25 protein-coding genes are annotated in these 24823 nt (G+C 64.6%); 14 read left to right on the top strand and 11 right to left on the bottom strand.

The features are described from left to right. Window positions 1–22 precede the first annotated feature (22 nt). Window positions 23–2302, top strand: coding sequence for an NADP-dependent malic enzyme (locus tag NKH01_RS12045; protein ID WP_023717919.1), 2280 nt, complete (start codon window positions 23–25; stop codon window positions 2300–2302). Window positions 2303–2485: 183 nt separating this feature from the next. On the opposite strand, the gene NKH01_RS12040 is transcribed toward NKH01_RS12045, so the two are convergent. After that, complete coding sequence (locus NKH01_RS12040; RefSeq protein WP_353020301.1) at window positions 2486–3478, bottom strand: adenosine kinase; 993 nt, start codon at window positions 3476–3478, stop codon at window positions 2486–2488. A gap of 218 nt (window positions 3479–3696) precedes the next feature. Between NKH01_RS12040 and NKH01_RS12035 the strand changes: the two genes are divergently transcribed. Beyond that, on the top strand, window positions 3697–4587 hold the full coding sequence (locus NKH01_RS12035) for a DMT family transporter (RefSeq protein ID WP_502912616.1): 891 nt from the start codon (window positions 3697–3699) through the stop codon (window positions 4585–4587). A gap of 79 nt (window positions 4588–4666) precedes the next feature. After that, window positions 4667–5362 carry a sulfate transporter family protein gene (locus NKH01_RS12030; protein ID WP_352908645.1) on the top strand — a complete coding sequence of 232 codons (696 nt, stop codon included), beginning with the start codon at window positions 4667–4669 and terminating at the stop codon, window positions 5360–5362. Here NKH01_RS12030 and NKH01_RS12025 read toward each other — a convergent pair. The 4 genes from NKH01_RS12025 to NKH01_RS12010 form a co-directional block, all read right to left on the bottom strand. Continuing rightward, entirely contained in the window at window positions 5359–6357 is a 999-nt protein-coding gene (locus NKH01_RS12025) for a proline racemase family protein (RefSeq protein WP_353020298.1), read from the bottom strand. The genes NKH01_RS12030 and NKH01_RS12025 overlap by 4 nt on opposite strands. Window positions 6358–6371: 14 nt before the next feature. Then, a complete protein-coding gene (locus NKH01_RS12020) occupies window positions 6372–7175 on the bottom strand; it encodes an isocitrate lyase/PEP mutase family protein (protein ID WP_353020297.1) in 804 nt (267 codons plus the stop codon). A gap of 77 nt (window positions 7176–7252) precedes the next feature. Next, on the bottom strand, window positions 7253–8107 hold the full coding sequence (locus NKH01_RS12015) for a hypothetical protein (RefSeq protein WP_353020296.1): 855 nt from the start codon (window positions 8105–8107) through the stop codon (window positions 7253–7255). A gap of 75 nt (window positions 8108–8182) precedes the next feature. Further along, window positions 8183–8593: an SRPBCC family protein gene (locus NKH01_RS12010; RefSeq protein WP_352484931.1), complete on the bottom strand. Its 411-nt coding sequence runs from the start codon at window positions 8591–8593 to the stop codon at window positions 8183–8185. A gap of 81 nt (window positions 8594–8674) precedes the next feature. Here NKH01_RS12010 and NKH01_RS12005 point away from each other — a divergent pair, with 81 nt between their 5' ends. Continuing rightward, window positions 8675–9259 carry a TetR/AcrR family transcriptional regulator gene (locus tag NKH01_RS12005; RefSeq protein ID WP_353020295.1) on the top strand — a complete coding sequence of 195 codons (585 nt, stop codon included), beginning with the start codon at window positions 8675–8677 and terminating at the stop codon, window positions 9257–9259. A 31-nt stretch (window positions 9260–9290) separates the two neighbouring features. On the opposite strand, the gene NKH01_RS12000 is transcribed toward NKH01_RS12005, so the two are convergent. From NKH01_RS12000 to NKH01_RS11990, 3 genes are all read right to left on the bottom strand, one after another. Beyond that, the gene (locus NKH01_RS12000) at window positions 9291–9947 is read right to left on the bottom strand and encodes an HAD family hydrolase (protein WP_352484934.1); all 657 of its coding nucleotides are present in this window, start codon (window positions 9945–9947) and stop codon (window positions 9291–9293) included. 13 nt (window positions 9948–9960) lie between these two features. Further along, complete coding sequence (gene dut / locus NKH01_RS11995; RefSeq protein ID WP_023717930.1) at window positions 9961–10446, bottom strand: dUTP diphosphatase; 486 nt, start codon at window positions 10444–10446, stop codon at window positions 9961–9963. A gap of 84 nt (window positions 10447–10530) precedes the next feature. Continuing rightward, window positions 10531–11001, bottom strand: coding sequence for an Lrp/AsnC family transcriptional regulator (locus NKH01_RS11990; protein ID WP_023717931.1), 471 nt, complete (start codon window positions 10999–11001; stop codon window positions 10531–10533). Between the two features lie 115 nt (window positions 11002–11116). Here NKH01_RS11990 and NKH01_RS11985 point away from each other — a divergent pair, with 115 nt between their 5' ends. The 3 genes from NKH01_RS11985 (at window position 11117) to NKH01_RS11975 (ending at window position 13668) form a co-directional block, all read left to right on the top strand. Next, on the top strand, window positions 11117–11332 hold the full coding sequence (locus NKH01_RS11985) for a DUF6356 family protein (protein WP_023717932.1): 216 nt from the start codon (window positions 11117–11119) through the stop codon (window positions 11330–11332). Between the two features lie 5 nt (window positions 11333–11337). Then, window positions 11338–12138, top strand: coding sequence for a class II glutamine amidotransferase (locus tag NKH01_RS11980; RefSeq protein ID WP_352484936.1), 801 nt, complete (start codon window positions 11338–11340; stop codon window positions 12136–12138). A gap of 156 nt (window positions 12139–12294) precedes the next feature. Continuing rightward, window positions 12295–13668 carry an amidase gene (locus NKH01_RS11975; protein WP_353020294.1) on the top strand — a complete coding sequence of 458 codons (1374 nt, stop codon included), beginning with the start codon at window positions 12295–12297 and terminating at the stop codon, window positions 13666–13668. Here the strand turns inward: NKH01_RS11975 and NKH01_RS11970 are convergent. After that, a complete protein-coding gene (locus NKH01_RS11970) occupies window positions 13662–14738 on the bottom strand; it encodes an NAD(P)/FAD-dependent oxidoreductase (RefSeq protein ID WP_353020293.1) in 1077 nt (358 codons plus the stop codon). The genes NKH01_RS11975 and NKH01_RS11970 overlap by 7 nt on opposite strands. A gap of 117 nt (window positions 14739–14855) precedes the next feature. Between NKH01_RS11970 and NKH01_RS11965 the strand changes: the two genes are divergently transcribed. From NKH01_RS11965 to NKH01_RS11955, 3 genes are all read left to right on the top strand, one after another. After that, window positions 14856–15446, top strand: coding sequence for a TetR/AcrR family transcriptional regulator (locus tag NKH01_RS11965; protein WP_353020292.1), 591 nt, complete (start codon window positions 14856–14858; stop codon window positions 15444–15446). 4 nt (window positions 15447–15450) lie between these two features. Further along, window positions 15451–16377 (top strand): haloalkane dehalogenase, encoded by a 927-nt coding sequence (locus NKH01_RS11960; protein ID WP_353020291.1) that lies wholly within the window; start codon window positions 15451–15453, stop codon window positions 16375–16377. A 95-nt stretch (window positions 16378–16472) separates the two neighbouring features. Beyond that, window positions 16473–18065: a peptide chain release factor 3 gene (locus tag NKH01_RS11955; RefSeq protein WP_352484942.1), complete on the top strand. Its 1593-nt coding sequence runs from the start codon at window positions 16473–16475 to the stop codon at window positions 18063–18065. A gap of 182 nt (window positions 18066–18247) precedes the next feature. On the opposite strand, the gene NKH01_RS11950 is transcribed toward NKH01_RS11955, so the two are convergent. Next, window positions 18248–18721, bottom strand: a complete 474-nt coding sequence (locus tag NKH01_RS11950; protein ID WP_023717939.1) for a VOC family protein — start codon at window positions 18719–18721, stop codon at window positions 18248–18250. 282 nt (window positions 18722–19003) lie between these two features. On the opposite strand from NKH01_RS11950, the gene ilvD reads away from it, so the two are divergent. The 3 genes from ilvD to NKH01_RS11935 all read left to right on the top strand — a co-directional run bounded on the left by ilvD (window position 19004) and on the right by NKH01_RS11935 (window position 23186). Then, a complete protein-coding gene (ilvD, locus tag NKH01_RS11945) occupies window positions 19004–20848 on the top strand; it encodes a dihydroxy-acid dehydratase (protein WP_352483996.1) in 1845 nt (614 codons plus the stop codon). A 28-nt stretch (window positions 20849–20876) separates the two neighbouring features. Beyond that, window positions 20877–22151: an amidohydrolase family protein gene (locus NKH01_RS11940; protein WP_352495764.1), complete on the top strand. Its 1275-nt coding sequence runs from the start codon at window positions 20877–20879 to the stop codon at window positions 22149–22151. A 114-nt stretch (window positions 22152–22265) separates the two neighbouring features. Further along, window positions 22266–23186, top strand: coding sequence for a DMT family transporter (locus tag NKH01_RS11935; protein WP_353020290.1), 921 nt, complete (start codon window positions 22266–22268; stop codon window positions 23184–23186). Here NKH01_RS11935 and NKH01_RS11930 read toward each other — a convergent pair. Next, window positions 23183–24085 carry a phosphotransferase gene (locus tag NKH01_RS11930; protein ID WP_353020289.1) on the bottom strand — a complete coding sequence of 301 codons (903 nt, stop codon included), beginning with the start codon at window positions 24083–24085 and terminating at the stop codon, window positions 23183–23185. The two genes, NKH01_RS11935 and NKH01_RS11930, sit on opposite strands and share 4 nt — an antisense overlap. A gap of 104 nt (window positions 24086–24189) precedes the next feature. Between NKH01_RS11930 and NKH01_RS11925 the strand changes: the two genes are divergently transcribed. Next, window positions 24190–24822 (top strand): class I SAM-dependent DNA methyltransferase, encoded by a 633-nt coding sequence (locus NKH01_RS11925; RefSeq protein WP_023717942.1) that lies wholly within the window; start codon window positions 24190–24192, stop codon window positions 24820–24822. Window position 24823: the final 1 nt, after the last annotated feature.

The raw sequence follows: 24823 nt of genomic DNA, 5'->3' as shown, positions 1-24823 counted from the left end.
GGGCGAGGAAACCAAGAGTACCATGGCCAAGAAAACCGAAAGCAACGGGCCCTCAGTCAGCGCCCAGGAGGCGCTGGAATTCCACGCCATGGGCCGTCCGGGCAAGCTGGAGATCGTCGCCACAAAACCGATGGCGACGCAGCGCGATCTCAGCCTCGCCTATTCGCCGGGCGTCGCGGTGCCGGTTCTCGCCATCGCCGAGGACCCGAGCCGCGCCTTCGACTACACGGTTCGCGGCAACATGGTCGCCGTCATCTCCAACGGCACCGCTATCCTCGGCCTCGGCAATCTCGGCGCGCTGGCCTCGAAGCCGGTGATGGAAGGCAAGGCGGTGCTGTTCAAGCGCTTCGCCGATGTCGATTCCATCGACCTCGAGGTCGACACCGAGGATGCCGACGAATTCATCAACTGCGTGCGCTTTCTCGGCCCCTCCTTCGGCGGCATCAACCTCGAGGACATCAAGGCACCGGAATGCTTCATCATCGAGCAGCGGCTGCGCGAATTGATGGACATACCGGTGTTCCATGACGACCAGCACGGCACCGCCATCATCTCGGCCGCCGGGCTGATTAACGCGCTGGAAATCACCGGCCGCGACATGAAGACCACGAAAATGGTCTGCAATGGCGCCGGTGCTGCCGGCATCGCCTGCATCGAATTGATGAAGGCGATGGGCTTTGCGCCTGAGAATATCATCCTTTGCGACACCAAAGGCGTCGTCTTCCAGGGCCGCACCGAAGGCATGAACCAGTGGAAATCGGCGCATGCCGTCAAAACCGGCGCGCGCTCGCTGGCCGAGGCGCTGGACGGCGCCGACGTGTTCCTCGGCCTCTCGGCCAAGGGCACGCTGACCACCAGGATGGTGCAGTCGATGGCCAAGAACCCGATCATCTTCGCCATGGCCAATCCCGACCCCGAGATCACGCCGGAGGAGGTAGCCGAGATCCGCACCGACGCCATCATGGCGACGGGACGGTCCGACTATCCCAACCAGGTCAACAACGTGCTTGGCTTCCCCTACATTTTCCGCGGCGCGCTCGATGTGCGGGCGACCACCATCAACGACGACATGAAGATCGCCGCCGCCCGGGCGCTGGCGGAGCTGGCGCGCCAGGACGTGCCCGACGACGTCGCCGCCGCCTATCAGGGCAACCGGCCGAAATTCGGCCCCAACTACATCATCCCGGTGCCGTTCGACCCGCGGCTGATCTCGGCGATCCCGATCGCGGTCGCCAAGGCGGCGATGGACTCCGGCGTCGCGCGCAAGCCGATCCTCGATCTCGACCGCTACGCGCAGGAGCTTTCCGCCCGCCGCGACCCGATCGCCTCGACGCTGCAGCGCATCTACGACCGCGTGCGCCGCCAGCCCAAGCGCATCGTCTTTGCCGAGGGCGAGGAGGAGCAGGTGATGCGCGCCGCCGTCTCTTATGTGAACCAGCGGCTCGGCACCGCCATCCTGCTCGGCCGCGACGACATCATCAAGGAAAACGCCCGGAATGCCGGCATCGACCTCGGCAAGCAAGGCATCGAGATCATCAATGCGCGGCTGTCGCGGCGCAACTCCGTCTACACCGATTATCTCTACGAGCGCATGCAGCGCAAAGGCTTCCTGTTCCGCGACTGCCAGCGGCTGATCAACAACGACCGCAACCATTTCGCCGCCTGCATGGTGGCGCTGGGCGATGCCGACGGCATCGTCACCGGCGTTACCCGCAACTATTCGACGGCGCTCGACGACATCCGCCGCGTCATCGACGCAAGGCCCGGCCATTGCGTCATCGGCGTGTCGATCGTGCTCGCGCGGGGTCGCACCGTGCTTGTCGCCGACACCGCCGTGCACGACATGCCGAATGCCGAACAGATCGCCGACATCGCCGAGGAGGCCGCCGGCTTCGCCCGCCGCATGGGCTACGAGCCGAGGCTCGCCATGCTCGCCTATTCCACCTTCGGCCATCCGCAAGGCGAGCGCTCCGAGCGCGTCCAGGAAGCGGTGCGCATCCTCGACAAGCGCCGCGTCGATTTTGAGTATGACGGCGAGATGGCCGCCGACGTGGCGCTCAACGCCCGCGCCATGGCGCAGTATCCGTTCATCAGGCTGACCGGTCCGGCCAATGTGCTGATCATGCCGGCTTTCCACTCGGCCTCGATCTCGACCAAGATGCTGCAGGAGCTCGGCGGCTCGACCGTCATCGGCCCGCTGCTGGTCGGCCTGAACAAGCCGGTCCAGATTGTTTCGCTCAACGCCAAGGACTCAGATATCGTGAATATGGCGGCGATCGCGGCGTATAGCGCGGGGGCTTGAGGAGCGGGCAGCAGCAGCGCCTCTCCCTTCGCCCCTTGTGGGAGCAGGTGGCCGAGCGAAGCGAGGTCGGATGAGGGGTGTTCCAGCTTGGCGCCGGCAGCACTCCGTCCAACACCCTCAACCGTCTCGGCGCTGCGCGCCGATCCACCTTCTCCCGCAAGGGGAGAAGGAAGAGGCGCGCCCCTACAGCAACCCCGCCTGCTCGGCCTCTCGGCGCAGATTCTGGCGTGGCCTTGGGCCGATCTGCTGGATGACCAGCCCGGCGGCCAGCGAGCCGAGATCACCGCACTGCTTCAGGCCGCGGCCTTGCGTGTAGCCGTAGAGGAAGCCGGCGGCGTAGAGGTCGCCGGCGCCTGTCGTGTCGACCAGCTCGCGGATCCCGGTCGCCTCGATCGTGACGGTCTCGTCGCGGCGCACGATGACCGAGCCCTTTTCCGAACGGGTGACAATGGCGATCTTGCAGTCCCTGCGGATCTGCGCCAGCGCCTCGTCGAAGGACGCGGTCTGGTAGAGCGACTTGATCTCGTGGCTGTTGGCAAAGACGATATCCACGGTGCCCGAGCGCATCAGGTCGAGGAATTCGTCGCGGTAGCGGTCGACGCAGAACGAGTCCGACAATGTCATCGACACTTCGCGCCCGGCGGCATGGGCGAACTTCGCCGTCTGCCGGAACGCTTCCTTGGCGCGCGGCGGGTCCCACAGATAGCCCTCGAAATAGGTGACGGCGGCGCCCGACGCCTTGTCGGCCTCAACATCCTCCGGGCCGAGCTCGACGCAGGCGCCGAGATAGGTGTTCATCGAGCGCTCGCCGTCCGGCGTGACGAAGATCATCGAGCGCGCCGTCGGCGGTTCGCCATCGAGCGGCCTGGTGTCGAAGGCGACGCCCTGGGCATGCATGTCATGCGCGTAGATTTTGCCGAGCGCGTCGTTGGAGACCTTGCCGAAGAAAGCGGCGCGACCGCCGAAGGAGGCGACGCCCGCCGCCGTGTTGCCGGCGCTGCCGCCCGAGGCTTCGATGGCCGGGCCCATGCGGCTGTAGAGCAGTTCGGCGCGCCGCGTGTCGATCAAATTCATCGCGCCCTTGATGATGCCGTTGGTCTCCAGGAACGCCTCGTCGCACTGGGCGATGATGTCGACGATGGCATTTCCGATACAAAGCACGTCATAGTCCGGCATCAATTCATGTCTCCGCCAAAAACCCACCGGCTTTCTGCCATGCCGGGCGCGGGCGGGTCTAGCGGTTTGATGCGGCTTTGCCTAGTCGACAATGCGGCGATCCGACGAATGTCAGCATAGCCACCATCGTTGGATGGCGGCCGAAGCATTTCTCGCGTGCCTGGCTTACAAGCATGGCTGAGATGAGCGATGCCCAGAGGTGCCCGCCGGCCATGTCAATGAAAACCGACACGAGGATCGAGCTGGTGCTGCTCGTCGTGTTGGCGGTGCTCTGGGGTGCATCCTACAGCTTCATCAAGATCGGCGTTGCGACGATCCCGCCGGTGACGCTGATCGCCGCGCGAACCCTGATCGCGGGTGGCATCCTGCTTGCCCTGATCCGCTGGCGCGGGCTGACCTTGCCGGGTGATGCCACAAGCTGGCGCCGGTTTGCATTCCAGGCATGCCTCAACAGCGTCGTGCCGTTCACGCTGATCGCTTGGGCCGAGCGCTCGCTGGATGCCGGGCTGGCCACGATCCTGAATGCGACCTCGCCGATCTTTACCTTCTTGCTGACCGCCCTCATCACCCGCCACGAACCGTCGACCATGCGCAAGCTGTTTGGCGTCGCGGCGGGAATAGCCGGAATATGCCTCGTTGTCGGCGCCCCGGCGCTTGGCGGCCTCGGACAGCAATTGTTACCGCAACTTGCCGTGATCGCGGCGACGATCTGCTATGCCGGCGCGGCCGTTTTCGGCCGCGGCTTCAGGGGGCTCGACCCGATGGTGCCGGCCGCCGGTTCGATGCTCTGCGGCGCCGCGATGCTGATCCCCTTGGGCCTTGCGTTCGACCAGCCATGGACCTTGGCGCCGTCGACAGCTTCGATCCTTGCGCTGCTCGGGCTTTCGGTGTTTTCAACCGCGCTGGCCTTTTGCATCTATTTCCGTCTCCTCCACACGCTGGGCTCCGTCGGCACCACCTCGCAAGCCTATCTGCGGGTGCCGATCGGCGTTGCTATCGGAGCCGTGTTCCTTGGCGAAAGCCTTGGTCCGAGCGCGTGGTGGGGAATGGCCCTGGTCGTCGTCGGCGTGGCGGCGATGACCATTCCCCAGGCGAAGGTCGCGCGCTAGGGCGCTTGCGGCCTGCGCTGTCGCCGCCTATTCCGGAGATCTCAGCCACGAGCACGTTTGACATGGAATTGGAAACGCCGTGATCCTCGACGCCGCCCGCGCCGCCTTGAGCCGGCTGTTCTCGCCCGAATTCCGTTCCGTGTTCGTGAAGACGCTGGGGCTGACCTTGCTGACGCTGGCGGCACTTTGGTTCGGGATCAAGGGCCTGTTCGACTGGCTGGCCTGGCCATGGATCGATGCATGGCTGCCCAGCCTGCCCTCCTGGGCCGGATGGCTGGGCGCCGTCGTCGCCGGCATCGGCCTTGCGCTGGGCTTGGCGCTGCTCATCGCGCCGGTGACGGCGATCATCGCTGGCCTGTTCCTCGACGACGTCGCCGAAGTCGTCGAGCGCACCGACTATCCCAACGATCCGCCCGGCCGCGTCGTGCCGGCGCTGCGCTCGCTGGTGCTGGCGATCAGGTTCTTCGGCGTCGTCATCCTCGGCAACATCGTCGCCCTGCTGCTTCTGCTGGTGCCAGGCATCAATATCGCCGCTTTCTTCGTCGTCAACGGTTATCTGCTCGGGCGCGAGTTCTTCGAGTTCGCCGCCATGCGTTTTCGCCCGGAGGCCGAGGCCAAGGCGCTGCGCAGGAAGCACGCGGTCACCGTGTTCCTGGCCGGGCTGGTTGTCGCCGCCTTCCTCGCCGTGCCGCTGCTCAACCTTCTGACGCCGCTGTTCGCCGCCGCCATGATGGTGCACCTGCACAAGGCGATCTCGGCGCGGGATGATGCTTAGCGCAGCAGAAAGCCGCGCCCCAGTTCGTCGTCGTCCTCGACAATGAATTCGGCCCGCCCTGAGTAGTAAGCGCGGCCGCCGACGCGGGCGATGATGGCGTCATGCGGCCCGGCTTTGGCCGTGCGTACGACCGCGCCGGAAAAGCGCGAGCCGGCGATGCTCTCGAACAGCCGTGTCCGGCCAATCTCGATCTGGCCCTTGGCGTGCATGGCCGCCAGCCGCGCGGTGACGCCCGAGCCGGTCGGCGAACGGTCAACCTCGGCCTCGGCGAAAACGCAGATGTTTTTGGTCGGCGTGTCGGAGAACGCATCCTGTCCGTCGGTCAGGATGGTGCCGTAGAGAAAGGCGAGATCGGCATGGTCGGGATGCGACAGCGGAAATTCGGCCTTGAGCTTATTGGTCAGCGCCGTCGCTGCATCGACGAAATCGCGCACCCGGTTCCTGCCGAATTCCAGCCCGAACTGGCGGCAGTCGGCCAGCGCATAGAAGGCGCCGCCATAGGCGATGTCGAAGCCGACTGCGCCGTAGCCCGGCAGCTCGATCCGCTGGTCGCGGGCAAACAGAAACGCCGGCACGCTTTCGAATGACACCGCACCGGCCTTGCCATCCCTTACCTCGACCGCAGCCGAAATCAGCCCGCATGGCGCCTCGATATTGACCGTCGTCATCGGCTCGCGTGGCGCCACCAGCCGCTCGTCGACGGCATAGCGGCCGAGCGCGACGATGGCGTGGCCGCACATCGTCGAATAGCCTTCATTGTGCATGAACAGCACCGCGAGGTCGGCGCCCGGCAGGTCAGGCTCCACCAGCAGCGCGCCATACATGTCGTAATGGCCGCGCGGCTCGAACATCAGGATCTTTCTGAGATGATCGAGATGGTCGCGCACATAGGCACGCCTTTCGAGAATCGTGCCCTTGGGAATGTCGGGGTAGCCGCCGGTGACGATCCGCAGTGGCTCGCCGCCGGTGTGCATGTCGACGACGGTGAGCGTCATTCGCCGGGGCCTACCTAGGCTGAAGATTTGGCAAACAGCGCCTGCAGCTTGCCGAACGGCATGGCGGCGCGGGTGAAGCCGAACGTGCCGTCCTGCTGGATCTCGCGCGCCGCGGTCTCCAGCATGCCGAAGGCGAAATTGGTGAGCCATGGGCCGAGCGAGACGCGCTTTACCCCCGCCATGGCTAGGTCGGCGATGGTGAAGCCAGGCCTGGCCATGACGTTGACCGGCCTGGTCAGCGCCGAGCAGACGGTCCGCACCGTCTCGATGTCGCTCAGCCCTGATGCATAGAGCACGTCGGCGCCGGCTTTCTCGAACGCCTGCAGCCGCTTGATCGTATCGTCGAGGTCGGGCTTGCCCCACAGGAAATTCTCGGCCCGCGCGGTGAAGACGAAATCGCGTTTCAGCGCCCGTGCCGCTTCCGCCGCCGCCGCGACGCGCTCGACCGCATGCGAAAAATCATAGATCGGCTTGTCGGGCTCGCCGGTATGGTCCTCGATCGAGCAGCCGGCGAGGCCAGCCGCCTCGGCGGCGAAGATCGTCTCGCCCGCACTTGTCGCGCTGTCGCCCTTGCCCTTTTCGAGATCCGCCGAAACCGGCAGCCCGGTCGCCGCCGACACTTCACGGCAATGGTGGATCATCGCCTCGAACGTCACCGCGCCATCGGGCAGGCCGCGCGAAAAGGCAAAACCGGCGCTGGTCGTCGCCAGCGCCTTGAAGCCGAACGAGGCCAAAAGCTTGGTCGTGCCGACGTCCCAGGAATTGGCCATGACGAAGATCGAGGCATGCAGGTCGCGAAAAATCTTGCCCTTATCCATGGATGCTCCCCTCCAGTGCAGAATGTGAGGCAAATTCTAGCCCGGCGGAACGCGCCGGGCAAACAAATGCGGTTGGCTCAGAAGCGTTTGGCGTTCTCTTCTGCCAATCGGTCCAGCGCGTCGGAATCCTTGACGTAGTGCGAAGCGTTTTTGTCCCAATGATAGGTGACGGAAATGTTGCGCGAAGACGCCGCTGGCGGCTGCTGGCCGTCGCAGCTTTCTTCGCCCGGTACCGTCGCGTCGGTCACCGTAACCTTGATGGCTGCATAGGGCTGGCCGTCAGCAATCGCCTGGAACGCCGCATTCTGCGTCCTTCGGTTGGTGCAGAGGTTTTCGTCGAACGTATAGATCATGTCGATCAGCTCGAACCTGTCGCTGCGGACCATGATCAGCGGCGTGATCCCATAGCCCTGACTCGAATTGAAATGCGTGCTCATGCTGATGATGGCGTCGTCACTAGGCCCGATCGGCAGCTTGCCCGGATCGCGAAGATAGGTGATGCGGTCGACAGCGACATTGACCGCGTCGAGCAGGGCCGGCTTGCCGGTGATGTCGTAGAGTGCCAGCACCGCATAGCCCTCGGCACTGTCAGGCGAGTCGCCGAGGTCGAACAGCATGGTCAGCCGCTCCTTGCCGCCGGCCTTGATGCCGAGCACGCCGGCGTTGGAAAGACCCGACGTCGCCGGCGGCGAGCCGTCGTAGTCCGGACCAGCGATGTGGCGCATCTCGATCGGCATCGAACCCCGGAAAAAGCCGTCCTTGTCCGCGGCCAGATCGGGAATGACCATCCTGGCGAGATCGAGATAGGTGACATCGCCGTGGCCGGGGACGGCGCTGCCGAGCTCCGGGAAGCTGACGGCCTCCGCTCTGCCCGTCCAAAGACAAGGCAGCAGCAGGCAGGCAAAGATGAAACGAAGCAGGGAGAAGGTCATGCGCGCGCTCGTTATGTCGGGCGCGCGCAAGCTAGAGCATTTTGCGGCCAAGGGGAAACACCTGGCGTTGCCTCACTATGTTGGCTTGGCTTGGCTCGCCAGGGTCTGCTGGAAAACCGGCACCAGGTGATCCATGGCGGCTGCGAGCCACGCGCCGAGTTCGTCGGGCAGAGTGTCGTGGATCCAGACCAGGCGGCTCCGGCCCTCGCCCTCGGCAAAGACCTGCATGGAAGTGTTATCGTGGGTGACCTCGTCGCCGAGCCATCCCCACACGATCCGCCGGCTCTGCTCGTCGCGAGCGATGAGCCGCTCTCGCACAATCTTGCCGTCGGCGAACATAAGGGCCCGCACGTCGCCCTCCTCCACCCGGCAGTCGACGAAAACGCCTGGGGCTATCCGTTGGGCGCCGCCGGCGAAGTCGCCGACCGTCGCCCATACGCTTTCCGGTGGAGCATCTACGATGATTTCCCTGACTATCGAAGCCATGTTCACTTTTCCTCCGCTGGTGGGTAGACCTGTCTGTCTACATATGGATATATACAGACCTGTCTGCTATATAGTCAAGGCATGTCCGCAGCCCGAATCAACGATCGTCCAGAAAGTCTTGCGCGCCGTCGTATCCTCGATACGGCGACCGCGCTGTTTTCTCTGGAGGGGGTGCGCGCAGTCGGCATCGACCGCATCATCGCCGAGGCCGGCGTTGCCAAGGCGACGTTCTATCATCACTTCGCGGCCAAGGACGATCTCGTCCGCGCCTACATCGAGGAGCTCAGCAAGGGGGGACGGGCGGCGATCGCGAAGCTTGACCGGCGGCCGCCTCGCCAGATGATCCTTGCCATATTCGATCTCATCGCCGACGCGGCGGATCAGCCGGGCTACCGCGGCTGCCCCTTCCAGAACGCCGCTGCCGAATACCCCGATCCCAGCAGCCCGGTTCGCCAGGCGATCGATAAGCATCGTCACTGGAAGTGGGGCATCCTAAGGGATCTGCTGATCGCGGACGCAAATCGCGATCCGGACCGCACTGCGGACGCGCTAACGGTGGCGGCCGACGGCCTCCTTGTCGTCAGTCATCTCGACAGGCCGGCCAATCTGCGCAGTCTCATACGCGACACGGTCGACCGAGTACTTGGAGCGTCACGCCCGGTCTGAGATCGAGCGCGTACAGCCTGCGCAAAGGCGATTAGTGGATCGGCACCAGCCCGGCCAGTTCACGCATGTCGTCGAACAGGATGCCGCCGGCTTCGCTCAGTCCGTCGCGGTCGGAAAGCGGGTCGCCGTGATAGGAATAGACGCGCATGCCGGCGGCGATGCCGGCTGCCGTCCCGGCGACGCTGTCCTCGATGACGATGCAATCGGCGGGCGCGAAGCCCATCGTCGCTGCCGCATGCAGGAAGAGGTCGGGGAACGGCTTGCCACGCGAGACCATGGTCGAGCTGAACAGCGCATGCTCAAACAGCGGCAGCAGCCCGGTCTGACCGAGTGTGATGTGCATTTTCGATACCCGTGCCGACGAGGCGACGCAGGTGGCGATGCCGGCGGCGTGCACGGTTTCGATGAACTCGCGAACGTAGGGGATGGCCTCGACGCCATGCGCGAACAGGTCCGGCAGGCCGGCGTTCCAGCGCTCGACAAAATCGGCGCCGAGGCTGACGCCGGTCGCCTCGACTTCCTTCTGCACCGAGACCATGCTGCGGCCGGAGAAATTCTTGCGGCAATATTCGAAGCTGGCCGGAAAGCCTGCCGCGCTCAGCCACTCGGCGAGGCGCCGGTTGGCCAAGTTCTCGGTGTCGACCAGAACCCCGTCGCAATCGAAGATGACGAGCTTGGGGATCTTCATTTCGCCGCGCTCATCAGGCCGTGCCGGTCGATCCGAAGCCACCGGAGCCGCGCGTTGTGCCGCCGGCCAATGTGCGCTCCTCGACGGTCGCCTGCGTCACCGGGGCGAAGACGATCTGGGCAATCCGCATGCCGCGCGTCACCGCGAAATCCTCGTCGCCGAGATTGATCAGCAGCACCTTGACCTCGCCGCGATAGTCGCTGTCGATGGTGCCGGGCGTGTTGAGGCAGGTGAGCCCGTGCTTGAAGGCGAGGCCCGAACGCGGCCGGACCTGGCCTTCGACGCCTTCGGGAATTTCCAGGACCAGGCCGGTCGGCACCAGCGCGCGCTTTCCCGGCAGGATCAAGAGCGGCCTGTCGTCCGGGACGGCGGCGCGCAGGTCCATGCCGGCGGCGCCCGAGCTCTCATAGGCGGGAAGCGGCAATCCCTCGCCATGCGGCAGCCTGACGAAGCCGACAGCCGGACCGATGACGGAGGTGGGATAAAGTGCTGCGCGCATAAGGCCGATCCTATCGTCGCGAACGCCGGTCCAGTCAACTCGGCGACAATGCTATCAACGGCTTTCTTTCAGCGCAGTTCCGCCTCAGCGCAGTTCCATCGGAACGATCGTGGTCTCCTTGATCTCTTCCATGACGAACGAGGCCGAAACGTCCGACAACGCCACCTTGGCGATCAACCGCTGGTAGAGCCGGTCATAGGCTTTGACGTCGGCGACACGGGCGCGCAAGACATAGTCGAGATCGCCGGACATGCGGTAGGCGCCGGTGATCTCGGCAAAGCCGGTCACCGCCGCCCGGAATTTTTGCAGCCAGTCGGGATCGTGATTCGAGGTGCGGATCAGGATGAACACGGAAAGGCCGAGCCCGAGCTTGTCGGCGTCGACCAGCGCCACGCGGCCGGTGATGACGCCGTCTTCCTCCAGCCGCTTGACCCGGCGCCAGCAGGCATTGCGCGACAGCGATATTCTTGCCGAGAGCTGGTCGACGGACAGCGTGCCGTCGCGCTGCAGCTCGGCCAGCAATCTCCGGTCTATTTCGTCGATTTCCGGCGTCATGTGGGATGTTTGTCCCAAAATTCAGCCTTTCACAAGGACAATTTGGGACCGATAAACCGAACACCCATGCCAGGATATTCATCGTCGGCTCTTCATGCTGGCAGGAGGGACCGACATGACCGCACGGCTCGCAAGACTTTTCACCTCTCACCCGGCTGCGGTCGGCGAGAGTTATTTCGGCCATATGGCTTTCGCCGCATGGTTCTCGTCGCGATTGTTCATGGCGGCTTTTGCCGCGCTCATTCATGCTTTCTTGCCGTTTCTGTTCGAGACCACGGCAAGCGGCATCATCCGTGAGCTCTACGAGCGGACGCATAACAGGGGACGTTAGGCGCTATGTGCCGGTGGGCCGCCTATCTCGGCGAAGCCGTCTTTCTCGAAGACATCGTCACGGCGCCCTGCCACTCGCTGATCGCCCAGAGCCACTGCGCCCAGGAAGCCAAATCGCCGACCAATGGCGATGGTTTTGGCTTGGCCTGGTATGGCGACCGACCGGAGCCCGGCCTCTATCGCGACATCCTGCCGGCCTGGTCGGACCCCAATCTGAAAAGCCTGTGCCGGCAGATCAAGTCAGGCCTGTTCCTCGCCCATATCCGGGCTTCGACCGGTGGCGCCACCAGCCGCATGAACTGTCATCCGTTCATTTCGGGCCGCTGGTCGTTCATGCACAATGGCCAGATCGGCGGCTTCGAAAAGATCCGTCGCGCGCTGGAGAATTCGCTCTCCGACGCCGCCTTCGACCAGCGTGAGGGCGCCACGGATTCGGAACTGTTCTTTCTGATGATGACCGAAGAGGACCTGGCAGGTGATCCGCAGGGCGCCGTATCGCGCGCCACCAGCCGCGTCATCGACGCCTCGCGCCGCGGCGGCTTCGAGCCGGCGCTGAAATTGACGGCGGCTTTTTCCGACGGACAATCGCTTTACGCGGTGCGCTATACGAGCGACGGCCACGCGCCGACGCTCTACACGTCCGCCTTCCGCAATGGCGGAGGCCGTTGCGTCGTGTCGGAACCCTTCGACCGCGACGGCAGCGACTGGCAGGCGATTCCGCCCTCGAGCTTCGTCACCATCGGCAGAGACGGCATGAGCATTCGTCCGTTTGTGCCCGCCGCGGCAAAGCTGGCGCTGGCCGTGTAGATTCCTCGCTACGCGTCGCAGGACAGCGCCGATTGCAGCAGGCAGCGCAATTCCGATCAAGCACCGCCTGTCCTCGAATGCTGAACTCGGCTTGAAGACGCGCCGTTGCCCGCCATTTGGTGAGGCTGGCGCCGCTGGCAAGCCGGAGTATTGGTCATGGACCTCGCCTTTTCCTCCGCCACAGAATTGGTTGCCGCCATTCGTGACCGCAAGATTTCCGCTGTGGAAGCGCTGGACGCGCATCTGGCGCAGATCGACAGGCACAATGAGGCGGTCAACGCCGTCGTAACCCTCGATCGGGAAGGTGCGCGGCAGCGCGCCGGCAAGGCCGACGAAGCGCAGGCGCGCGGCGAAGCCCTTGGGCCGCTGCACGGCGTGCCGTTCACACTGAAGGACACGCACGAAACCGCGGGCATGAGAACCACTGTCGGCTTCCCGGCCTTCGCCGACTATGCCGCGAGGGCAGACAGTCCAGTCGTTGCACGGCTGAAGGCGGCAGGCGGCATATTGGTGGGCAAGACGAACGTGGCGACAATGCTTAGTAACTGGCAGTCGAGCAATCCGCTGTTCGGCCGTACCGGCAATCCTTGGGACCTCCAGCGCACCGCCGGCGGCTCCAGTGGCGGTGCGGCGGCGGCGCTCAGCGCTGGAATGACGCCGTTCGAGGTCGGCACCGACATGCAGGATTCGATCCGGCTGCCCGCTGCCTTTTGCGGCGTCTACGGCCTCAAGCCGACCGAGCACCGCGTCTCGCTCGCCGGCGCCTTCCCCGATCCAGGCGGCGCGCCGCGCAGCGTCCGGCGGATCTCCTGCCTCGGACCGATGGCGCGCAGCGTCGAAGACCTGGTACTGATCTACCGCCTCATTGCCGGGCCGGATGGAAGCGACACCGACCTTGCGCCGGTACCGGTCGAAAGCATGCCGGAGTTGGATCTCAGGAATTTGCGCATCGCCATCGCGCCGTCCTTTCCGGGCTTTCCGGTGGCCGGCGAGATCAGCGCGGTGGTCGAAAGTCTGGCAAAAGAGCTTCAGGCCGCGGGCGCCATCGTCGAGGAAGCCAAATTGCCGGAGCTCGACCTGCACGACGACCTGGAGCAGGGCGGCGTCCTGATCGGCATGATGCTGGAGGCGGCGCAGCCCGAACCACCGGAGAAGCCGACGCCGGTCTCGCGCTGGTTCGAGGCGCTCGCCCGCCGCGACCGCTCCATCCTGGCGTGGGATCGGTTCTTCGACGGTTGCGACGCCTTGCTGTGCCCGGTCGCAATGGTCACCGCCTTCCCGCATTGCGAGCCGGGAACGCCGATCGAGGTCGACGATAGCGAGCAAAGCTACTGGATGCTGCCGGCCTATGGCGCGGTGTTCAACTACAGCGGCCATCCCGCACTGTCGCTGCCCCGCGGACAGGACAGCAATGGCCTGCCCATCGGACTACAGCTTGTTGGCAAACGCTGGTCGGAGTCGCGCCTGCTCGGGATCGCCAGGGCAATCGAGCCGCTGGCCGGCGGCTTTCGCCGCCCGCCCGGTTATTGAGTAAACCGCGCCAGCCCGTAGGGATCAAGCAGCGGATCGCGATCGCCGTCGAGGATCTCGCGGGCGGCGAACAGGCCGACGGCCGGTGCCAGCGTGATGCCGGAATGCATGACGGCGACGTAGACGCCGCCCCCGCCTTCGGCGCGGCCGATGATCGGAAAGCCGTCGACCGGCGTCGGCCGGTAGCCAATGGTGTGGAAATCGAGTTCCAGCCCATCTGCGCCGCGCAGCATGGCCTTCATCGCCGCAAACAGGTCGCGGGCGGTCGCCGCGGCATCCATGCCGGGATCGGCGCCGCCGAAATCCGAGCCGGCGATGATGCGGCCTTCCGCGGTCTGGCGCATATGCAGTCGGTCGCCGATCACCAGGCCGTTGAGCAGCTTTTGGTAGGGGCGCGAATGCACGATCAGGCCGGGCGGTGTCCCGATCGGCAGTTCTATCCCGGCTGTTGCCGCTAGTGCCGGAGAGCCGGCTCCGGCCGCGATCACCACCTCGTCGGCAACAATCCGCCCGGCGGATGTGTCGACACCGGAGACCTGGCCGTTGGCCCGCACAAGCGCGGTCGCGGTAACTCCTGTCAGCAGCCGCGCGCCGCGCCGTTCGGCGTCGGCCAGCAGTGCTTGCGTGGCGGCGACCGGCTCGGCGACACCTTCCTCGGCGACATAAAGGGCGAAATCGGGAAGTTCGGTCAGATTGGGCTCGATGCGCGCAGCTCCGGCACGGTCGATACGCTCGATGCCGTAGCCCCAGGCGGAGTGCTCGGCCGCATAGGCCTCAAGTTCGGGACGTGGCAGGTCCCAGCACAGGCCGCCGCACCATTGCAACGGGATGCCGGGCACCTCGTTCGCCAGTCGCGTCCATTCGGCCATCGACCGAATGCGCAGCCGGAAATAGGGCGCCGGATTGCCCCAGCTGGCATTGATCCAGGCAAAGGAATTCGGCGTCGCGACGCCGCCGGCGCCGCTGCCGGCAATGACCGTCACCTTTGCTCCGGCCTTGGTCAGGTGCCAAGCGATGGAGGCGCCCATGATGCCGGCGCCGGTGACAATCACTTCTTTCGCCTCTGTCATGCTTCACTCCTCGTTCCAACCCCACCACCGCGATGCCATTGCCCGTGGGTTCTGCCAAGAGCGCGCGGTATCAAATATGCTTCTTGACTTTAATACGTACGTACGTATTGTATCGATATGGCCAGACATTCACTTCGCGAAAAACTTCTCGACGCCGGTTTCAAAACCATCTGGAATTCCGGCTATTCGTCCGCCGGCGTACGCGACATCGTCGCCGCGGCCGATGCCCGCCCGGGGTCCTTCACCAATCATTTTGCCTCCAAGGAGGCGTTCACCGGCGAGGTGCTGGACCGCTATTTCGCCTATGTGAGCGGCTTGGTGGAGCAGGCCCTCGGCCGGGACGGCACGCCCCCGGTCGGGCGCTTGCGCCGCTATCTCGAAATCATCACGTCGAAGCTGGAGGCGCATGATTGGGCACGGGGCTGCATGATTGGCAATCTCAGCCTCGAGACGGCGGCTCACAGTGAGGCGCTGAGGCTGCAACTCGTCGCCATTTTCGAACGCTGGCGTAAGCCCTTTGCCGAATGCATCGCCGAAGGCCAGGCGGCCGGCGATATCACCGACGCGTTCGATGCCGAGGATCTCGCCGATTTCCTTTTGAGTTCCTGGCAAGGCGCGATGCTGCGCATGAAGGTGGAGCGCAGTCCCGAGCCGCTCGAGCGTTTCAAGAATATCGTCTTCAAAACAGTCTTCGCAAAAAGGAGCTGATCCGATGAACCCGAAACTCGAAAAGCAGCAATCCCGCACAATGTTGCCGCGCTCGCAAGTCGCGGTACTCGATTCCACCATCTCCTATGTCGAGGCAGGCACGGCTGGCCCGACGGTAATCTTCCTGCACGGCAACCCGACGTCATCCTACGTCTGGCGCGACATCATCCCGCATGTGGCGCCGTTCGGCCGCTGCATCGCACCCGACCTGATCGGCTATGGCCAGTCCGGCAAGCCGGACATCGACTATCGCTTCTTCGACCACGTCCGGTATCTCGATGCTTTCCTTGAGGCGCTTGGCGTCGCCGACATGGTGGTCGTCGCGCAGGACTGGGGCACCGCACTCGCCTTCCATCTCGCGGCCCGGCGGCCGCAGCGGATCCTCGGACTCGCCTTCATGGAATTCATCCGCCCCTTCGAGAGCTGGGACGATTTCCACCAGCGTCCGCAGGCGCGCGAATTGTTCAAGGCAATGCGCACGCCTGGCGTCGGTGAGAAGCTTGTCTTGGAAGACAACGTCTTCGTCGAAAGGGTGCTGCCGGCCGCTGTGCTGCGCACGATGAGCGATGAGGAAATGGCCGCCTACCGGGCGCCGTTCCCGACACCGCAATCGCGCAAGCCGATCCTGCGGCTGCCGCGCGAACTCCCGATCGAAGGCCAGCCTGCCGATGTCGCTGCCATCAATGAGCACGACCATCGGGCGCTCCGGGCTTCCTCCTACCCGAAGCTGCTTTTCTCAGGCGATCCCGGCGCCCTCGTCTCGCCGCAGGCGGCCCGGGAATTCGCGGCTGGCCTGAAGAACTGCCGGTTGATCGATCTCGGACCCGGCGCGCATTATCTGCAGGAGGACCATGCCGACAAGATCGGCGCCACAATTGCCGAGTGGATTCCCGAGGTGGCCTTCGAGAGCCATGCCGCCGAACCGGCCTGACGTCGGGACGTGAACCGGCGGCTGCGGCAGCCGGAGAGGTCGACAGCACTGCACTCCGCTGCTAGAAGCCCGGCCTCACACGGAAATCCTGAAAAATGTCCGAAATGATTACAGAAGCGGTATCGCGCCGCCGCACTTTCGCGATCATCGCGCACCCCGACGCCGGCAAGACCACGCTCACCGAAAAGTTGCTTTTGTTCGGCGGCGCGATCCAGCTTGCCGGCGAGGTCAAGGCCAAGAAGGACCGTATCCAGACCCGCTCCGACTGGATGAAGATCGAGCGCGAGCGCGGCATTTCGGTGGTCACCTCGGTGATGACCTTCGAATATGAGGACACTGTCTTCAACCTGCTCGACACGCCAGGCCACGAGGATTTCGCCGACGACACCTATCGCACGCTGTCGGCGGTCGACAGTGCGGTCATGGTCATCGACGCCGCCAAGGGCATCGAGCCGCGCACGCTGAAACTGTTCGAGGTCTGTCGGCTGCGCGACATCCCGATCATCACCTTCGTCAACAAGATGGACCGCGAAAGCCGCGACCCGTTCGATATCCTCGACGAGATCGAGCAGAAGTTGGCGCTGGACACAGCACCGATCACCTGGCCGATCGGCCGCGGCAAGACCTTTTCCGGCACCTACCATCTGGCGCTGAACGCGGTGCGCAAGGGCGACGCCGAAAAGGAGCGCACGCCGGTCCACGGCCCCGATTCCAACCGCGTTGCCGGCCTGCTGCCGGAGAACGAGCGCGAGGCTTTCATCGAAGAGCTGGAGCTGGCGCGCGAAGCCTGCCGCCCGCTCGACCTCGATGCCTTCCGCGAGGGCCATCTGACGCCGGTCTATTTCGGCTCGGCGCTGCGCAATTACGGCGTGCGCGACCTGATCGAGGCGCTCGGCGCCTATGGGCCGCCGCCGCGTGCGCAGGAGGCCGACAGCCGCAAGGTCGAGGCGACCGAGGACAAGATGACGTCCTTCGTCTTCAAGATCCAGGCCAATATGGACCCCAACCACCGCGACCGCATCGCCTTCGTCCGGGTCTGCTCCGGCAAGCTCGAGCGCGGCATGAAGGCCAAGCTGGTGCGCACGGGAAAGCCGATGAGCCTGTCGGCGCCGCAATTCTTCTTCGCCCGCACCCGCGTCACCGCCGACGAGGCGTTCGCCGGCGATGTCGTCGGCATCCCCAACCACGGCACGCTGCGCATCGGCGACACGCTGACCGAGGGCGAGGAGATCCTGTTTCGCGGCGTGCCGAATTTCGCGCCTGAAATCCTGCGCCGCGTTCGCCTCGGCGATGCCATGAAAGCCAAGAAGCTCAAGGAGGCGCTGCATCAGATGGCCGAGGAAGGCGTCGTGCAATTGTTCTCGCCGGAGGACGGCTCACCGGCCATCGTCGGCGTCGTCGGCGCCCTGCAGCTCGACGTGCTAAAGGAGCGGCTGAACTTCGAATACACGCTGCCGGTCGATTTCGAGATGTCGCGCTTTTCCGTCTGCCGCTGGATATCGGCCGACGACAGGGCCGAACTCCAGCGCTTCATCGAAGCGCATCGCGGCGACATCGCCCGCGACCTCGACAATGATCCAGTGTTCCTCGCCCAGCACGCCTTCTCGCTAAACTACGAAGCCGAACGCTGGAAGGCGATCCGCTTCGCGGCGGTGAAGGATTACCAGGTCCGCGACAGAGCGGCTTGATGCGGCGCTTTCCTTCTCCCCTTGCGGGAGAAGGTGTCGCCGAAGGCGACGGATGAGGGGTGTTCCAGGAAACACCAACGTCTCATTCCGTCCAACACCCCTCAACCGTCTCGGCGCCTTGCGCCGATCCACCTTCTCCCCTTACAGGGCCTTACAGGGGGAGAAGGGAAGATCGCGTTCGTTCACGCCTTGGCCGCCTCTTCGATCTTGGCGACGTCGATCTTGGTCATCTGCATCATCGCCTGCATCACGCGGCCGGCCTTTTCCCTGTCGGGGTCCAACAGCAGTTTGGGCAGCTGCTCGGGAACGACCTGCCAGGAGAGGCCGAATTTGTCCTTCAGCCAGCTGCACTGGCTGGGCTCGCCACCGCCCGCGATGAGCCTGTCCCAGAAATAGTCGACCTCTTCCTGCGTCTTGCAGTCGATGGAGAGCGAGACCGCCTCGGTGAACTTGAATTGCGGGCCGCCGTTGAGGGCCTGGAACGGAACGCCGTCGAGCTCGAATGAGACCATCAGCACCTTGCCCTCACGATCGCCGCTGCCCTTGGGCCAGCGCATCACGCTCAGCACCTTCGAATTCTTGAAGATGGAAACGTAGTGGTTCATGGCCTCCTCGGCCTGGTCGTCGAACCACAGGCAGGTGGTGATCTTTTGCATTCTCTTGCTCCTCGGGCTGGTTTGTTTGCTTTCGAAACGGCCGGCTGGTGATTGATGCCCCGCTCCTGCCGTCTGCCCAAGGACGCTCGAGCAAAACACGATCCGACAGCACCTCTGACTTTTTTGCGGTCTGGACCGGCTGCGTCTTTGGCTGGCCGTTCGTTCCGCTACCTGGCGCAGCGCAAAATTGTGGCCAGACCAGAGCGTGGCGTCTATAAGGCCTGCGGCTCAATTCCGGTTTTCCGCACCTTTGGGTGCGACGCAGACAGCAAGGACAGTTCAATGCCCGCCTACCGTTCCCGCACCACCACCCATGGCCGCAACATGGCCGGCGCCCGCGGCCTGTGGCGCGCCACCGGGATGAAGGATTCGGATTTCGGCAAGCCGATCATCGCCGTGGTCAATTCCTTCACCCAGTTCGTGCCGGGCCACGTCCATCTCAAGGACCTCGGCCAGCTGGTTGCCCGCGAGATCGAGAAGGCCGGCGGCGTTGCCAAAGAATTCAACACCATCGCCGTCGACGACGGCATCGCCATGGGCCATGACGGCATGCTGTATTCGCTGCCGTCGCGCGAATTGATCGCCGATTCCGTCGAATACATGGTCAACGCGCATTGCGCAGACGCCATGGTCTGCATCTCGAATTGCGACAAGATCACGCCGGGCATGCTGATGGCGTCGCTGCGCCTCAACATCCCGACTGTCTTCGTCTCCGGCGGACCGATGGAGGCCGGCAAGGTGGTGCTCGCCGGCAAGAGCCAGGCGCTCGACCTGGTCGACGCCATGGTCGCCGCCGCCGACGACAAGATCTCCGACGAGGACGTCAAGATCATCGAGCGCTCGGCCTGCCCGACCTGCGGCTCGTGCTCGGGCATGTTCACCGCCAATTCGATGAACTGCCTGACCGAGGCGCTCGGCCTCTCGCTACCCGGCAACGGCTCGACGTTGGCGACGCACGCCGACCGCAAGCGCCTGTTCGTCGAGGCCGGCCATCTGATCGTGGATCTCGCCCAGCGCTATTACGAGCAGGACGACGACACCGCGCTGCCGCGCAGCATCGCCTCGAAGGGCGCCTTCGAGAACGCCATGACGCTCGACATCGCCATGGGCGGTTCGACCAACACCGTGCTGCACATCCTTGCCGCAGCACATGAGGGCGAGGTCGACTTCACCATGGAGGACATCGACCGGCTGTCGCGGCGGGTACCGGTGCTTTGCAAGGTGGCTCCGGCCAAGGCCGACGTCCACATGGAGGATGTCCACCGCGCCGGCGGCATCATGGCGATCCTCGGCCAGCTGGATAGCGCCGGGCTGATCAACCGCGACCTGCCGACGGTGCACACCGCGAGCCTCGGCGAAGCGCTCGACCACTGGGATATCTCGCGCACCACCAGCCAGAATGTCCGCGATTTCTTCCTGGCGGCACCCGGCGGCGTGCCGACGCAAGTCGCGTTCAGCCAGGACCGCCGCTGGGATGATCTCGATCTCGACCGCGAGAAAGGTGTCATCCGCTCGGCCGAACATCCTTTCTCAAGGGATGGTGGCCTCGCCGTGCTGAAAGGCAATCTCGCATTCGACGGCTGCATCGTGAAGACTGCCGGCGTCGATGAATCGATCCTAAAATTCACCGGTCCGGCAAGAGTGTTCGAAAGCCAGGACGCCAGCGTCAAGGCGATCCTGTCGAACGAGGTCAAGGCCGGCGATGTCGTCGTCATCCGCTATGAAGGGCCGCGCGGCGGCCCCGGCATGCAGGAAATGCTCTATCCGACCAGCTATCTTAAATCGAAGGGTCTCGGCAAAGCCTGCGCACTGATCACCGACGGGCGTTTTTCCGGCGGCACCTCCGGCCTGTCGATCGGCCACGTCTCGCCGGAAGCGGCGGAAGGCGGGCTGATCGGGCTGGTCAGGGAAGGCGACACGATCGAGATCGACATCCCCAACCGCACCATCCGGCTGGCTGTCGACGACGCGGAACTCATCGCCCGTCGCGCGGCGATGGAGGCGAAGGGAACAGCCGCTTGGAAGCCCGAGGAAAAGCGCAAGCGCAAGGTAACGACGGCCTTGCGCGCCTATGCAGCAATGGCAACCAGTGCTGCCAAGGGTGCGGTGCGGTACGTGCCGGAATAGGCATCATTCTTCAACGAGGTGGCGATAAATGGATTTCGACCTTGTGGTGCGCGGCGGGACGCTGCCCGACGGCAGGATCGCCGATATCGGCATCGTCGGCGAGACGATCGCGGCGATCGAGCCCGAGCTCAACATCAGCGCCGGCACGGCGATCGATGCCCATGGCAATCTGGTCTCGCCGCCTTTCGTCGATCCGCATTTCCATATGGACGCCACGCTTTCGCTCGGCATTCCCCGCATCAATGTCTCGGGCACGTTGCTCGAAGGCATTTCTCTGTGGGGCGAGCTGAAGCCGCTTCTAACCCACGAGGCGGTGCGCGACCGTGCGCTTGCCTATTGCGACTGGGCGGTGTCGATGGGCCTGCTCGCCATCCGCACCCATGTCGATGTCTGCGACGATCGCCTGCTGGCGGTGGAAGCGCTGCTCGACGTGAAGAAGACGGTTGCGCCGTATATCGACCTGCAATTGGTCGCCTTCCCGCAGGACGGGTTTTACCGCTCGCCGACGGCGCGCGACAACACCACCCGTGCGCTCGACATGGGCGTCGATGTCGTCGGCGGCATCCCGCATTTCGAGCGCACCATGGCCGACGGTACGCGCTCCGTCACCGAGCTCTGCGAGATCGCGGCCGAGCGCGGCCTGATGGTCGACCTGCATTGCGACGAGACCGACGATCCGCTGTCGCGCCACGTCGAGCAGCTTGCCTATGAGACGCAGCGGCTTGGATTGCAGGGCAGAGTGGCCGGCTCGCACCTCACCTCGATGCATTCGATGGATAATTACTACGTCTCGAAGCTGTTGCCGCTGATCGCCGAGGCCGGCGTTTCGGCGATCCCCAATCCGCTGATCAACATCATGCTGCAGGGCCGCCACGACACCTTTCCCAAGCGCCGCGGCTTGACGCGGGTCAAGGAAATGCTGGCGCACGGGATCCGCGTCGGCTGGGGCCAGGATTGCGTGCTCGACCCCTGGTATTCGCTGGGCACCGCAGACATGCTCGACGTCGCCTTCATGGGCCTGCATGTCGCGCAGATGTCGAGCCCAGCCGAGATGGCGCGCTGTTTCGACATGGTCACCAACGTCAATGCCGCCATCATGGGTCTCGACCACCTTGGCCTGGCCGTCGGCAAGCGCGCCAGCCTGGTCGTTCTCGATGCCGGCAACCCGCTCGAGGCGCTGCGCCTGCGCCCCGAGCGGCTCTGCGTCATTGCCAAAGGCAAGGTGGTGGCCGAGCGGAGCCGGCAGGACACGCGGCTTTCGATCGCCGGAAGGCCCGGCACCGTGAATCGGCGCCACGCTTAGACCAGCCGATTTCCGGCGCTGGTCTTACCGAATTCTCGATTTTCGCCTCGTCACGGCCGCTGCTAGCGACTACGACGCGGGTCACCGTAGCCACGGCGAGGAACCGGTAACGGAATGGCGCAGCCCGCAGCCCAGAACTCGACGATCAGGAACGTGCTGCTGGCCGGCATCCTGCTGATGCTCGCCGGCGACTTCCTGTTTGCCTTGAACGACGCGATGGGCAAGTGGCTGGTCGCCAGTTTTTCCGTCGGCCAGGTCGTGCTGATCCGCTCGATCGGCGCCTTTTTCATACTCGGGCCGATGATTGCACATCAGGGTGCGGCCAAGCTGTTTCGCATGGAGCGGCCGGAGCTGCAGCTGCTGCGCGTGGTGATGACGACGCTCGACACGGCGCTGTTCTACGCGGCGGTCGTCTATCTGCCGCTCGCCGACGTGATGAGCTTCTACATGGCCGGGCCGATCTATGTCGCGGCGCTGTCGCACTTCTTGCTTGGCGAAAGGGTCGGCTGGCGCCGCTGGGCGGCTATCCTGGTCGGTTTCTGCGGCGTGCTGATCATGCTGAAGCCGTCTTCGGCCGCGTTCTCGCTGTCGTCGATGTTCGCGCTCGCCGGCAGCATTTCCTTTGCCTTCGCCATCATCCTCAACCGGCGACTGCGCGGCACCAGCGACACCTCGCTGGTCACCTGGCAAACCATCGGCACGCTGCTGGTCGGCGCTGCGTTGACCATCGGCAGTTGGAAGACGCCGTCCTCGCTCGATTTCGGCGCCATGCTACTTCTCGGCATTGTCTCCTGCGGCGCGCATCTGATGATCACTAGGGCATTGAAGCTTGCGCCTGCCTCGACCTTGGCGCCGCTGCATTACAGCCTGCTGTTGTGGGCAGTGGTCTTCGGCTCGGCCTTCTTCGGCGATGTGCCTGGGCCACGCATCCTGGTCGGCTCGGCCATTGTCGTGCTGGCCGGCCTGTTCATCTTCCACCGCCAGAAGGTGGTCGACACGGTGCCGCCCGAAAACGTGCCGAGGGGTGTGAACTAACCCTGGCGCACCGCCGCGAGATGCCGTGAAAATTCCGGCGTCTCCATCAGTGCCTTGCAGCGCGCGAAGCGGCCGTCGGCGTAGGCGCGGAAATCGTCGACCGGATTTTTGTTGGCAAGCTGGATCAAGCCCCACAGCGTCCACAACAGGTCGCACATCGCCTTGTAGATGACGATGCGGGCGCGCTCCGCCGGTCTCGGCTCGCCGCCGAAATAGGCCAGCATCATCTCCTCGTCCTGCGCGGCGTCGAATTGCCCTTCGACGCTGAGGTCGCCGAGATCCCAGAGCGGATCGTTCATCCCGGAATATTCCCAGTCGACGATCCACATCCTGTCGCCCGTATCGAGAAAGTTTTCGCAGAGCGGGTCGCAGTGGCAGGCGACGATCGGCAGAGGATGAGCCGCAAGTGCCGAGCGCACGGTTTCCGCCTCGCGGACCACATCGTGATAGCCGGCAGGCAGTGCGACATCCTTGCTCGACAGCACCTGCAGATAGTCGTCGATCATCGCAAATAGCTCGAAGCGAAAGGGGAACACCGCGCCGGATGTGTGCAGTTTGCGAAAGGCCTTGCCGGCGCGTGCCGGGCTGCCCGGTCGGGTCTTGAATTTTTCCGGCGACATCGTCTCGGCGCCGGCGATGAAGCGGGTCACCAGCACGCCGGTCTCGGCATCGACATGCAGCACTTCCGGGCTGACGCCGGCCTTCGCCGCTTCCCGCGCCGCCACTGCCTCGTTGGCGCGGTTGATGTATTCCTCGGTACCCTTGCCGGGGATACGCAGGCAGAAATCCTTACCCCTGAAGACGAGGTTGGTCAGGCCGCCGAGCCGTTCCAGCGGGCCGTCATAACCGGCCAGCATCGGAATGGCCGCAAGTGCGGCGCGTGCCTGGTCGTCCGCCATGGCTTTCGCTCCTTTTCCAGTCTTTATTGTCGCGACGACGGTTCCACAGTTTTCGCCGTTTGGCTATGATCGCGTCGCAGATCGATACCAGGCGACGGAAAGCGATGACGGACAGCAAACAGCAGAGCGCGCTCGCCGCAGCCTATGCGGCGAAGCGACCGGAAGACGTCGCGGCGCTCTACGACAGCTGGGCCGGCACCTATGACGCCGACATGTCGGCGGCCGGCTATCGCCATCCGACCATCTGCCTTGCCTTGCTGGCCCGCCATCTGCCGCGCGGCGCCGCTCCTCTCCTCGATGCTGGCGCAGGCACCGGGCTCATCGGCGAATGGCTTGCTATCACCGGTTATCCGCAGGTCGAGGCGCTCGACATTTCGGAAGGCATGCTGGCGCAAGCCGCGCGCAAAGGCGTCTATTCGGCCCTTCATTGCCTGGCGCTTGGCGCGCCGCTGCCTTTCGTGGACGATGCCTATGCCGGGATCATCTCAGCCGGCGTCTTCACGTCCGGCCATGTCGGGGCCGAGGGTCTGGACGAGCTGATCCGCATCTGCCGGCCGGGCGGGGTGATCGTGCTGACGGTGAAGAACACGCTGTGGGATGCGGGTTTTGCCGCGCGGATCGCCGAGCTCGAGGCGCAAGGCACCGTCACCCGCGCCGAGGAGACGCCGCCCTATGTCTCGATGCCAGGCGAGGCCGATACGGTGCCCAGCCGGGGGCTGGTGCTCATCGTGAACTGAG

This window comes from Mesorhizobium sp. M1403, from assembly GCF_040317695.1.
GTDB lineage: Bacteria > Pseudomonadota > Alphaproteobacteria > Rhizobiales > Rhizobiaceae > Mesorhizobium.
This window is presented reverse-complemented; position numbering and strand designations above follow the sequence as displayed.